Source organism: Pseudomonas sp. GD03858, from assembly GCF_029840925.1.
In the GTDB taxonomy this organism is placed as follows: Bacteria; Pseudomonadota; Gammaproteobacteria; order Pseudomonadales; family Pseudomonadaceae; genus Aquipseudomonas.
In genome coordinates, this window is record NZ_JAOCDM010000133.1 from 1 (window position 1) to 13,590 (window position 13,590).

Consider the following 13,590-nt stretch of genomic DNA (forward strand, 5'->3'; position numbering starts at 1 on the left):
ACCGGTGCCGGTGGGCGTGGTGGGCGAGCTGTACCTGGGCGGCGAAGGCCTGGCCCGTGGCTACCACCGTCGCCCGGGCTTGACTGCCGAGCGTTTCGTCACCAGCCCGTTTGGTGACGGTGCGCGGCTGTACCGCACCGGCGACCTGGCCAGCCAGCGCGCGGACGGGGTGATCGAATACCGGGGCCGGATCGACCATCAGGTGAAGATCCGTGGCCTGCGTATCGAGCTGGGCGAGATCGAGGCCCGCCTGCTGGAACAGGACGGCGTGCGCGAAGCCGCCGTGATCGCACGCGGCGCGCAACTGGTGGCCTACGTAGTGCCCGCCGACGCCGTCGACGGCCTGGTCGAGCGCCTCAAGGCGGCGCTCAAGGTCGCCCTGCCGGACTACATGGTGCCGGCGCACTTCGTGCTGCTCGAGTCCCTGCCATTGTCGGCCAACGGCAAGCTGGAACGCCGGGCCTTGCCTGACCCGCAGGCCGGCGCGGGCGCCGCGGCCTACCGCGCCCCAGGCAGCGAGCTGGAGTGTCAGCTGGCCGGCTTCTGGCAGGAAGTGCTCAAGGTCGAGCGGGTGGGGCTGGACGATGACTTCTTCGAACTCGGTGGCCATTCGCTGCAACTGATCATGCTGCTGGCCCGCCTGCGCGGCGCCTTGGGCATCGAACTGGCCATCAACGATTTCTACGCACTGCGCACCCTGCATCAGCTGGCGGCGCATGTGCAGGCCGTCATGGCCGACAACGATCCGAGCGACGAACTGGACCTGATCTTCGGCGCGCTCGACGAACTGGAGGAACACAATGCTTAAGCCCCAAACCGCACGCTCGCAGGAGCTGGCCACGCGTATCGGCGGGCTGGACAGCGACAAGCGCCAGCAGCTGTTCCGCAAGCTGGGCGAGGCCGGGGTGAATGTGGCGCGCCTGCCGATCGTGCCGGCCATCGAACGCGGTCCGCTGCCGTTGTCCTATGCCCAGCAGCGCCAATGGTTCCTCTGGCAGCTCGACCCGCAGGGCTGTGCCTACAACCTGTGCCTGGCCCTGCGTCTGCGCGGCCCGCTGGACCTGGCCGCGTTGCAGGGTGCCTTCACCCAGTTGCTGACGCGTCATGCCAGCCTGCGCACGCGCTTTCTCGAAGTCGATGGGCAGGCCTTGCAGCAGGTCTCGGCCGACAGCGAGCCGGATTGGCAGGTTCTGGCGGCGCAGCCGGCGATCGCCGCCGAACAGCTGATCGAGGCGCGCCTGCGCGATGAAGCCGCCACGCCGTTCGACCTGGCCCAGGGCGCGCCGCTGCGGGTCCGGGTGCAGCCCTTGGGCGCGGACGACCATCTGCTGCAGGTGAGCCTGCACCATATCGTCACCGACGGCTGGTCGATGGGCGTGATGGTCGAGGAATTGCTCGAATGCTACCGCGCCGCTTGCAGCGGCGAGCCGGCGCGGCTGCCGGTGCTGCCCATCCAGTACCCGGACTATGCCTTGTGGCAGCGCCAGTGGCTGCAGGCGGGCGAGGGCGAGCGCCAGCTGCAGTACTGGCGCGAGCGCCTGGGCAGCCACCAGGATGTGCTCGAACTGCCGCTGGACCACCCACGCCCCGCGCGCCAGAGTGGTCGGGGCGCCAGCCTTGGCGTGCAGCTGCCCGCCGAGTTGGCCGGTGCGCTGCGTCAGCTCGCCCAGCGCCACGATGTCAGTCTGTTCACCGTGCTGCTGGGCAGCTTCCAGCTGCTGCTGCAACGCTACACCGGCCAGCCCGAGGTGCGCATCGGTGTGCCGCTGGCCAACCGCAACCGCGCCGAGACCGAGCGGCTGATCGGTTTCTTCGTCAATACCCAGGTGATCAGCGCGCCGCTCGACCTGCATGGCAGTTTCAGCCAGCACCTGCGCGGCCTGCATGACACCGTGCTGCAAGCCCAGGCGCACCAGGACCTGCCATTCGAGCAACTGGTCGAGGCGCTGCAACCGGAACGCAACGCCAGCCACAGCCCGCTGTTCCAGGTGATGTTCAACCACCAGGTGCAGCCGGCCGCTGCCCAGGGCCTGAGCCTTGGCGAGCTGCAGGTGACCTTGCTCGAGCAGGCGCAGCCCGGTGCCCAGTTCGACCTGACCCTGGACACCAGTGAGAACGCCCAGGGCCTGCATGCCTGTCTCACCTATGCCAGCGACCTGTTCGAGGCTGCCACCGTCGCGCGGTTGATGCGCCACTGGCAGCAATTGCTGAGCGCCATCGTCGCCGACCCGCAGGCGGTCGTCGGCAACATGCCGTTGCTCGAGGACGCCGAGCGCCAGCACCATCTGCGCGCCTGGAACCCGGCTACCCGCCAGTTCCCGGTGACACGGACCCTGCACGGCTGCATCGAGGAGCAAGCGCGCCGCCGTCCGCAGGCCATCGCCGTGACCTGCGAAGACCGTCAGCTGAGCTATGCCGAACTCAACGCCCAGGCCAACCACTGGGCCGCGCGGCTGATCGCCGCCGGGGTCGGACCGGAGGTGCGGGTGGGGCTGGCCGTGGCCCGCAGTCTCGACCTGGTGGTCGGCCTGCTGGCCATTCTCAAGGCCGGCGGTGCCTATGTGCCGATGGACCCCAGCAACCCCCGCGAGCGCCTGGCCTACCTGATGCAGGACAGCGGCATCGCCTTGTTGCTGACCCAGACGACGTTGCTCGAGCGTCTGCAACCGCCCGCCGATTTGCCGCTGGTGCTGCTCGATGCCGAGCCCGGGGTGTCGAGCGACCCCGGCAACCCCGAGGTTGCCGTGCAGCCAGGCAATCTGGCCTATGTGATCTACACCTCCGGCTCCACCGGCAAGCCCAAGGGCACCTTGCTGCCCCATGAGAACGTGCTGCGTTTGTTCGCCGCCACCGACCCGTGGTTCGGCTTCGACGCCGACGACACCTGGAGCCTGTTCCACTCCCACGCCTTCGATTTTTCCGTGTGGGAGATTTTCGGCGCCCTGTTGCAGGGCGGTCGGCTGGTGGTGGTGCCCCAGGCGCTCACCCGTTCGCCGGAAGAATTCCTCGCCTTGCTGGAGCGCGAGCGGGTGACCGTGCTCAACCAGACTCCATCGGCGTTTCGCCAGCTGATGCAGGTGGCCTGCGCACGGCCCGAGGTGCCGGCGCTGGCCCTGCGTCACGTGGTGTTCGGCGGCGAGGCCCTCGAGGTAGCCAGCCTGCGTCCGTGGTTCGAGCGTTTCGGTGACGCTCAGCCGCAACTGACCAACATGTACGGCATCACCGAGACCACGGTGCACGTCACCTACCGCCCACTGTCCGTGGCCGACCTGCGCAGTGACAGCGCCAGCCCGATCGGCGAGCCGATCCCCGACCAGACCTTGTACCTGCTCGACGCGGCCCTCGACCCGGTCCCGCAAGGCTGTATCGGCGAGCTGTATGTGGGCAGCGCGGGGCTGGCCCGTGGTTACCTGCAACGCCCCGCGCTCAGTGCCGAGCGCTTTGTGCCCGATCCGTTCGGCGCCCCTGGCGCGCGGCTCTATCGCAGTGGCGACCTGGCCCGCTTCAGCCAGGACGGCGCGATCGAGTACGTCGGGCGTATCGATCATCAGGTGAAGATTCGCGGTTTCCGCGTCGAGCTGGGCGAGATCGAAGCCCGCCTGTTGCAGCATCCACAGGTGCGCGAGGCCGTGGTGCTGGCCGTCGAGGGGGCCAACGGCCCGCAACTGGTGGCCTGGCTGGTCGCCACCGCCGAGCTTGACCCGGCGGCATTGCGCGATAGCGTGCGCGCCGAGCTGCAGCGCGACCTGCCGGCGTACATGGTGCCGAGCCACGTGCTGCTGCTCGATGCACTGCCGCTGACCGGCAACGGCAAGCTCGACCGCCGGGCGCTGCCGCAGCCGGACGCGACCGAGGCGCAGCGCGCCTATGTCGCGCCGCGCAGTGCGCTGGAGCAGGGCGTGGCGGCGATCTGGGCCGAGATCCTGCACCTGCCTCGGGTCGGCCTGGACGACGATTTCTTCGAACTTGGCGGCCACTCGCTGCTGGCGACCCAGGTGCTGTCGCGCGTGCGCCAGGAGCTGGCGGTCGCGGCGAGCCTGCGTACCCTGTTCGAGCACTCGGGGCTGCGTGACTTCTGCGCGGCGCTGGGTACCGCCGACGCCGTGGACGGCGGGACGATCCGCGCGGTCGGGCGTGACCGGCCACTGCCGGTGTCGTTCGCCCAGGAGCGCCAGTGGTTCCTCTGGCAACTCGACCCGCACAGCGCCGCCTATCACGTGCCCATGGCCCTGCGCTTGCGCGGCCCGCTGGACCTGGCGGCGCTGCAGCACAGCCTCGATGCGCTGGTGACGCGCCATGAGCCGCTGCGCACCACCTTCCGCCAGGAGGAGGGCGAGCTGCTGCAGGTCATCGCCAGCCATGCCTCGCTGGCGTTGCAGCAGGCCAGCCTGCCGGCCGGCGAATCGCTGTCGGCGCGGATCGAAGCCTTCGTCCTGGCCGAGACTCAACGCACCTTCGACCTGGCCAACGGCCCGTTGCTGCGGGCGTGCCTGGCGCCACTGGGCGCCGACGAGCACCTGCTGGTACTGACCCAGCACCACATCGTCTCCGATGCCTGGTCGATCCAGCGCCTGGTACACGAACTGATCGAGCTCTACGGCGCCGCCAGCCAAGGTCGCCAGGCGCAGCTGGCGGCCTTGCCGATCCAGTACGCCGACTTCGCCCAGTGGCAGCGCCAGTGGCTGGCCGGGCCCGAGCGCCAGCGCCAGCTGGAATACTGGCAGCAGCGCCTGGCCGGCGGCGACTCGGTGCTGGCACTGCCCAGCGACTACCCGCGCCCAGCGCAGATGAGCCACCGCGGCGGGCAAGCGCAGGTGCGCCTGCCCGCCGAGCTGGTCCAGGCCCTGCGCCAGCTGGCCCAGGACCAGCAGGCCAGCCTGTTCATGGTGCTGCTGGCCTCGTTCCAGCTGTTGCTGCACCGCTACAGCGGCCAGGCCGACATTCGCGTCGGCGTGCCCATGGCCAACCGCAACCGGGTCGAAACCGAAGCGTTGCTGGGTTTCTTCGTCAATACCCAGGTACTGCGTGTCGATGTGCGGCCCGAAGCCTGCGTGCTCGACCTGTTGCAGGCAAGCAAGGCGGCGGCGCTGGATGCCCAGGCCAACCAGGACCTGCCGTTCGAGCAATTGGTCGAGGTGTTGCAGCCCCAGCGCAGTCTGAGCCACAACCCCTTGTTCCAGGTGATCTACAACCACCAGAACAGTGATCCGCGCGCGGCCCGCCTGGGCGACCTGGGCACCTTGCAGATCGAAACCGTGCAGTGGGACAGCGTCACCGCCCAGGTCGACCTGGCCCTGGACACCTTCGACTCGGGCGACACCCTCGACGCGACCCTGACCTACGCCACCGACCTGTTCCAGGCCTCGACCATCGAGCGGCTGGGGCGGCACTGGCGCAACTTGTTGCAGGCCATGGTCCGCGACCCGTCGCAGCGGGTCGCGCAACTGCCGATGCTCGACCGCGCCGAGCTCGACGCGATGCGCCCGTGGAGCGTCGATGAGCCGGTCTATCCCACCGCGCGCAGTATCCACCAACTGATCCAGGCCCAGGCCGAACGCCGTCCCGATGCGCTGGCGGTGATCTGCGCCGACCAGCAGCTGACCTTCGCCCAGCTGGACACCCAGGCCAACCAGCTGGCGCACCTGCTGATCGCCCGTGGGGTCGGCCCGGAGACCCTGGTCGGCGTGGCCCTGGAACGCAGCCCGCAGATGCTGGTGGCGCTGTTGGCCGTGCTCAAGGCCGGAGCGGCCTACGCCCCCCTGGACCTGGACTACCCCCGCGAACGCCTGGCCTACCTGATCGAGGATGCCGGCATCGGTCTGCTGCTCAGCCAATCGCACCTGGCCGCGCGCCTGCCGCTGCCGCAAGGCCTGGACTGCCTGGCCCTGGACCAGGTCGTGCTGAGCGCGCAGCCGGCCCAGGCGCCACAGTGCGCCGTGCAGCCGGGCAACCTGGCCTATGTGATCTATACCTCCGGCTCCACCGGCAAGCCCAAGGGCGTGGCGGTGGCCCATGGGCCGCTGGTCATGCACTGCCTGGCGATTGGCGAGCGCTACGAGATGAGCGAGCGCGACTGCGAGCTGCATTTCATGTCGTTTGCCTTCGACGGTGCCCATGAACGTTGGCTCACCGCCTTGAGTCATGGCGCGCGCCTGCTGATTCGCGACGGTGGCCTGTGGACCCCGGAACAGACCTACCAGGCCATGCACCGCCACGGCGTGACCGTGGCCGCGTTCCCGCCGGCGTACCTGCAGCAGCTGGCCGAGCATGCCGAGCGCGACGGCAACCCGCCGCCGGTGCGGGTGTATTGCTTCGGTGGCGATGCCGTGCCTCAGGCGAGCTACGACCTGGCCCGCCGCGCCTTGCGTCCGCGCTACATCATCAATGGCTATGGCCCTACCGAAACCGTGGTCACCCCGCTGATCTGGAAGGCCGGCGAGCAGGATGCCTGCGACGCCGCCTATGCGCCGATCGGCACGCGCATTGGCGATCGCAGCGTACGGGTGCTCGACGACCAGCTCGAACAGGTCCCGGTGGGTCATCCCGGGGAGCTCTACCTGGGTGGCGCGGGCCTGGCGCGCGGCTACCTGCGCCGCCCTGGCCTGACCGCCGAGCGCTTCGTGCCCGATCCGCACGGCGCGCCGGGGGCACGTACCTACCGCAGTGGCGACCTGGTGCGCCAGCGGGTCGATGGCGTGGTCGACTATCTGGGCCGTGTCGACCATCAGGTCAAGGTGCGTGGCTTCCGTATCGAACTGGGCGAGATCGAGGCCTGCCTGCAAGGCGTGGCCGCGGTGCGCGAGGCGCTGGTGATCGCCCGCCAGGGGCCGACCGGCGCGCAGCTGGTCGGCTACGTGGTGGCGCAGCAGACGCTGGACGCGGCGGGCCAGGAGGCCCTGCGCGACCAGCTCAACCTGCACCTGAAGGCCAACCTGCCGGGCTACATGATCCCCAGCTACCTGATGCTGCTCGAAGGCTTCGCCCTCACGCCCAACGGCAAGATCGACCGCAAGGCCCTGCCCGAGGTCGACGCCAGCGCCCTGCAGCGCCACTTCGTGGCGCCACGGCCTGGGCTGGAGCAACAGGTGGCCGAGGTCTGGCAGGCCGTGCTCAAGCTCGAGCGGGTCGGTCGCGACGACAACTTCTTCGAACTGGGCGGGCACTCGCTGCTCGCCACCCAGGCCACCGCCCAGCTGCAACTGGCGCTGGCGGCCGACATCGCCCTGGACCTGATCTTCAAGGCCGCGAGCTTGCACGAGTACAGCGCGGCCCTGGCCGGCTGCGTGAGCGCTGACCGTGAGCAGGACCTGAGCGACATGCATGATCTTCTTGACGAGCTGGAGACCCTCTGAGATGGCTGTACAGGACAACATTGCGCTGGTGCAGCGCTTCATCCGCCTGCCTCTGGCCCAGCGCAAGGTCTTTCTGCAGAAGCTCGCCGACCGCGGCATGAGCCTGAGCAACCTGCCGATTCCGGCGATGCACGAGGAGCTCGATGCGCTGCCGCTGTCCTACGCCCAGCAACGCCAATGGTTCCTCTGGCAACTGGCGCCGCACAGCAGCGCCTACCACATCACCAGCGCCCTGAACCTGGAGGGTCCGCTCGACCTGGCGGCCCTGCAGCAGGCCTTCGACGACCTGCTGGTGCGCCACGCCTCGCTGCGCACGCGCTTCGTCGCCGACGACGGGCAGCCGCTGCAGGTGATCGAAGCGCAGGCCAGGGTGGCGCTGAGCGTCGAAACCCTCGGCGCCGGCGCGCAACAGCCTCAGGTCGAGGCCTTCCTGGACGCCGGCAGCGCCGAGCCATTCGACCTGGCCCAGGCGCCGCTGGTGCGGGTACGCCTGCTGCGCCTGGCGGCGGACCGGCACGTGATGCTGCTGGTGCTGCACCATATCGTCGCCGATGGCGTGTCGATGCAGGTGCTGGTGGACGAACTGATCCATGGCTACCTGGCCGCCAGCGAAGGCCGCTCCGCCGCATTGCCGGCATTGCCGATCCAGTACGCCGACTATGCCCTGTGGCAGCGGCGCTGGATGGAAGCCGGCGAGCGTGACCGCCAGCTGGCCTACTGGAAAACCCAGCTGGGCGATGAGCATCCGCTGTTGCAACTGCCGCTGGACTTCCCGCGCCCGGCCGAACAGAGCCTGCGCGGCGCCAGTATCGAGCTGGCCCTGCCCAGCGATCTGGCCCAGGGCCTGCGCACGCTGGCTCAGCGCCAGGGGGTGACGCCGTTCGTGGTGCTGCTGGCGGCCCTGCAACTGCTGCTGCACCGCTACAGCGGTCAAGAGCAGGTACGCGTCGGCGTGGCCCTGGCCAACCGCAACCGCGTGGAAACCCGTGGCTTGATCGGTTTCTTCATCAACACCCAGGTGCTGGTCGCGCGGATCGACGGCCAGGCCTCGTTCAACGACCTGCTGGCGCAGGTCGGCACCGCCAGTCGTGAAGCCCAGGCCCACCAGGACCTGCCGTTCGAGCAACTGGTCGATGCCTTGCAGGTCCAGCGCGATCTGAGCCATGGCGCGTTGTTCCAGGTGATGCACAACCACCAGAACGACCTGGGCGAAGTGCAACTGCCGCCCGGCATGCCATTGCAGGTGCGCCAGCTGCCACTGGACAGCGGCCACAGCAAGTTCGACCTGACCCTGGAAACCGTCGAGCAGGGCCAGGACATCAGCGCGCGCTTCATCTATGCCACCGACTTGTTCGCCGAGCCGACCGTGCGGCAGATGGCCGAGCACTGGCTTGCCTTGCTGCAGGCGGTGATCGCCGAGCCGGGCAGGGCGCTGGGTGAAATCCCCCTGGCGCCGCTCAGCCAGCCTGACTACCAGGCGCTGCCGGCGCCGGACTGCGCCGGCATTCACCAACTGTTCGAGCAACAGGCCGCGCGCCAGCCCGAGGCGATTGCCGTGGTCTGTGGCGAGCGGCAACTGAGCTATGCCGAGCTCGACCAGTGGAGCAACCGCCTGGCGGCGCGCCTGCGCGCCAGCGGCGTGGGCCCGGAAGTGGCGGTGGGCCTGGCGCTGGAGCGTTCGGTCGAGCTGCTGGTGGCGATGCTGGCGGTACTCAAGGCGGGGGGGCATTACCTGGCCCTGGACCTCGCCACGCCGCCGGCTCGCCAACAGGAACTGCTGGCCGAGGCCCAGGTGGCGCTGCTGCTGAGCGATGACCTGGCCCAGGGGCGCGCGCCGTTGCAGGGCGCGTTCGAGCAGGTCCAGGTCGACGACTGCCAGGCCTGGAGCGCCGTGCCTGCTTCGGGCGGCTGTGCCGACAACCTGGCCTACCTGATCTTCACCTCCGGCTCCACGGGCCGGGCCAAGGGCGTCATGGTCAGCCACCGCGCGCTGCTCAACTACGTCACCGGCCTGTACGCGCGCATCGACCTGAGCGCGGTGGGCAGCCTGGCCATGGTGTCCACCGTCGCCGCCGACCTGGGCTATACCCAGCTGTTCGGTGCCTTGTGCTCCGGGCGCACCCTGCACTTGCTGGCCAGCGAGCTGGCCATGGACAGCGACGGGTTCGCCGGGTACATGCGCGAACACGCCATCGATGCGCTGAAGATCGTGCCTTCGCACCTGGAGGCGCTGTTGTCGGCCCGTGACGCCGCTGCCGTGCTGCCGCGACGCTGCCTGATCCTCGGCGGCGAACACAGCTCGCCGGCGCTGCTGGCACGGGTGCGCACGCTGGCCCCGCAGTGCCAGGTGTACAACCACTACGGCCCCAGCGAGTCGACGGTCGGCATTCTCGCCCAGGCCTTGGCGCTGGATGCCCAGCCGGTCACGGTCAGTCTCGGCCAGCCTCTGGCCAACAGCCGCGTGCAACTGCTCGATGGCGACCTGCAGGCGGTCGCGGCAGCGGTGACGGGCGAGCTGCACGTGGCCGGGCCATGTCTGGCGCGGGGCTATCTGGGCCAGCCTGGCTTGACCGCCGAGCGCTTCGTCCCCGACCCCTCGGGCCAGCCCGGCCAGCGCATGTACCGTACCGGCGACGCCGCCAGCCTCGGCGCGGGCGGGGTGGTCTATCGCGGGCGTATCGACGATCAGTTGAAGATCCGTGGCTACCGGGTCGAACCGGGCGAGGTTGCCGCCGCCCTGCAACGCCTGACCGGTGTCAGGGAAGCCGTGGTGCTGGCCCGCGACAAGCAACTGGCGGCCTATGTGGTGCTCGACAGCGCCGACGCCGACGCTGCCCCGTTGCGCCAGGCCTTGGCGAGCGTGCTGCCGGAGTACATGGTGCCGACGCATTTCGTGCTGTTGCCTGCGTTGCCGCTCAACGCCAACGGCAAGGTCGATCGCCGCGCCTTGCCAGCCCCCGACGCCAGCCCGGCGCAGCTCGCCTATGTGGCGCCACGCAGCGCGCTGGAGCAAGGCATCGCGGCGATCTGGCAGGACGTGTTGCAGCGTGAGCGGGTCGGCCTTGGCGACAATTTCTTCGAACTGGGCGGCGACTCGATCATGTCCATCCAGGTGGTCAGCCGGGCTCGCCAGGCCGGCATCGTGTTCACCCCCAAGCAGTTGTTCAAGCACCAGACCGTGCAGGCGTTGGCCAGCGTCGCCGTGTTCGGCGACGCGGTGCACCGTGCCGAGCAGGGCCCGCTGGCCGGTGCCCTGGCGCTGCTGCCGATCCAGCAGCAGTTCTTCGCCCGGGCCGTGCCCGAGCGTCATCACTGGAACCAGTCGGTGCTGTTGCAGGCGCACCAGCGCATCGATGTCCAGGTGCTGGAGGCGGCCTTGCGCGCGCTGGTGGAGCATCACGATGGCCTGCGCCAGCGCTTCGTCGAGGGCGCCCAGGGCTGGCAGGCCCGTTACCTGAGCCTCGAGGAGCAGCGCCAGCAATGGCAGACCACGCCACTGTGCCGCCAGCACCACGGGGTGACGGGTGAGGCCCTGCAGGCGCTGTGCGAGGACGCCCAGCGCAGCCTCGACCTGGCCCAGGGGCCGCTGCTGCGGGCATTGCTGGTGGACCTGGACGATGGCAGCCAGCGCCTGTTGCTGGTGATTCACCACCTGCTGGTGGACGGCGTTTCATGGCGGGTCATCTTCGAGGACCTGCAGTGCGCCTATAACCAGCTGGCCAACGGGCAAGCCCCGCAACTTCAGGCCAAGACCGACTCGCTGCGACTGTGGGGCGAGCGCCTTCAGGCCCACGCCCAAGGCGCGTTGGCCACCCAGCAATTGGACTACTGGCTGCACACCCTGGAGGGTGCCGACGCCGATCTACCGGCGCTGCGCCGCGATGTGCCGCTGCGCCAGGACCGCCAGGCCACCGTCAGCACGCGGCTGTCCGCGGCATTGACTCAACGCTTGCTGCAACAGGCCCCGGCGGCCTACCGCACGCAGGTCAACGACCTGTTGCTGGCCGCGCTGGTGCGGGTGCTCGGCGACTGGACCGGGCGCCAGGATGTGCTGGTGCAGCTGGAAGGGCATGGCCGCGAGGAGATCTTCGATGGCATCGACCTGACCCGCACCCTGGGCTGGTTCACCTGCAAGTACCCGGTGCGCCTGCCCACGGCGGCGCACTGGCCGCAAGCGATCAAGGCCGCCAAGCAACAGCTGCGCGAGGTGCCGGACAAAGGCATCGGTTTCGCCGCCTTGCGCTACCTGGGCGAGCCCGAGGTGCGCGCGCGCCTGGCCGCGCTGCCGGAGCCCCGCGTCACCTTCAACTACCTGGGGCAGTTCGACGGCAGTTTTGCCGAGGACACCCCGAGCCTGTTCTCGCCGGCCCGCGAGAGCAGCGGCGCGGAGCAGAGCGCCGGCGCCCCGCTGGGCAACTGGCTGACCCTCAATGGCCAGGTGTATGGCGGGACGCTGAGCATCGACTGGAGCTTCAGTCCGGACATGTTCGAGCCCCAGGCCATGCAGGTCCTGGCCGAGGCCTATGGCCAGGCCCTGGAGGCGCTGGTCGAGCACTGCTGCACCCCAGGCGTCGTGGGCGCGACGCCGTCGGACTTCCCCCTGGCTGGCCTGGACCAGGCCAGCCTGGACGCACTGGCTGTCGACCTGGGGGCGGTGGAGGACATCCTGCCGCTGTCGCCGATGCAGCAGGGCATGCTGTTCCACACCCTCTACCACGCCGAGGCGGGCGACTATATCAACCAGTTGCAGGTGCCCGTCGAGGGCCTGGATGGCGAGCGCTTCCGCGCCGCCTGGCAGCAGGTCATGCAGCGCCATGAAGTGCTGCGCAGCGGGTTCTTCTGGGAGGGCGTGCCGCAACCACTGCAAGTGGTCATGCGCGATGTCGCGCTGCCGTTCGAGCTGCTCGACTGGCGTGGGCGCGAGGACTGCGAGCAAGCCCTCGAACAGCTGGCCCGAGCCCAGCGCGAGCAAGGTTTCGCGCTGACCGCGGCGCCGCTGATGCGGGTGCAGCTGGTACGCACAGGCGAGCAGCGCCATCAACTGATCTACAGCCATCACCACATCCTCATGGATGGCTGGAGCAGTTCGCGCCTGCTCGGCGAGATCATGCAGGCCTACCATGGCATGGCCCTGGCACCGGTGCAGGCGCGCTGGGCCGACTATATCGAATGGCTGGGCGAGCGCGACGGGGCCAGCACCCAGGCGTTCTGGCAGGGTCAACTGCGCACGCTGGAGACACCGACCCGCCTGGCCCGGCGCCAGGTTGGCGGCGAGGCGGGGCAACGCCTGCATCGCCAGCACCTGGACCGCCAGGCCACCACGGAGCTGGCGAACTTCTGCCGGGCGCAGAAGATTACCCTCAACACCCTGGTGCAAGGCGCCTGGCTGCTGCTGTTGCAGCGCCACACCGGGCAGTCGACGGTGTGCTTCGGTGCCACCGTGGCGGGGCGCCCGGCGCAATTGCAGGGTATCGAGCAGCAGGTGGGCCTGTTCATCAACACCTTGCCGGTGGTGGCCAGCCCGCGACCCGAACAGCGCGTGGCGACCTGGTTGCAGGAAGTGCAGGAGGCCAACCTGGCATTGCGCGAGTTCGAGCACACACCGTTGTTCGACGTGCAGCGCTGGGCCGGGCAGGGCGGCGAGGCCTTGTTCGACAATATCCTGGTATTCGAGAACTACCCGGTGTCCGAAGCGTTGCAGGGCGCCTTGCCGGGTGCCTTGCAGTTTGGCCAGGTGCACAGTCACGAGCAGACCAACTATCCGTTGACGGTGGCGATTGGCGCGGCCGACACGCTGAGCATCGAGTACCGCCATGGCGCGGCTGAGTTCCCGGCCGGCTTCATCGAGACCCTGAGCGAGCACCTGCTGGCATTGCTGCAGGCCATGGCGGGTGCGCCACAAGCGGTGCTTGGCGCGCTGCCCATGCTGACCGGCGCCGAGCGCGACGAGCAGGCGCAGTGGAACGCCACTGCCACCGAATACCCGCTGGACCGCTCGATCCAGCAGCTGATCGAAGACCAAGTGGACCGCACGCCAGAGGCCGAGGCCCTGGTGTTCGGTGAGACCCGCCTGAGCTACGCCCAGCTGGACGCCCGCGCCAACCAGCTGGCCCGTCACCTGATGGCGCAGGGCGTTGGCCCGGACGTGCTGGTCGGTATCGCCGCCGAGCGCAGCCTCGAAATGGTGGTCGGCCTGCTGGCGATCCTCAAGGCCGGTGGCGCCTACGTGCCGCTTGAA

3 protein-coding genes are annotated in these 13,590 nt (G+C 69.3%); all 3 read left to right on the forward strand.

Features of this window, described 5'->3' with window-relative positions; translation table 11 throughout:
- Positions 1-808, forward strand: an 808-nt coding sequence (locus N5D48_RS23550; protein WP_279888409.1) for a phosphopantetheine-binding protein, incomplete at its 5' end; no start/stop codon positions are given.
- Complete coding sequence (locus N5D48_RS23555; RefSeq protein WP_279888410.1) at positions 801-7,352, forward strand: non-ribosomal peptide synthetase; 6,552 nt, start codon at positions 801-803, stop codon at positions 7,350-7,352. The genes N5D48_RS23550 and N5D48_RS23555, both read left to right, overlap by 8 nt.
- Position 7,353: 1 nt before the next feature.
- Positions 7,354-13,590, forward strand: a 6,237-nt coding sequence (locus tag N5D48_RS23560; RefSeq protein ID WP_279888411.1) for a non-ribosomal peptide synthetase, incomplete at its 3' end; no start/stop codon positions are given.

Bases quoted from the DNA above. Each gene is read 5' to 3' on its own strand.
- N5D48_RS23555 (WP_279888410.1), top strand. From the start codon at position 801: ATGCTTAAGCCCCAAACCGCACGCTCGCAGGAGCTGGCCACGCGTATC.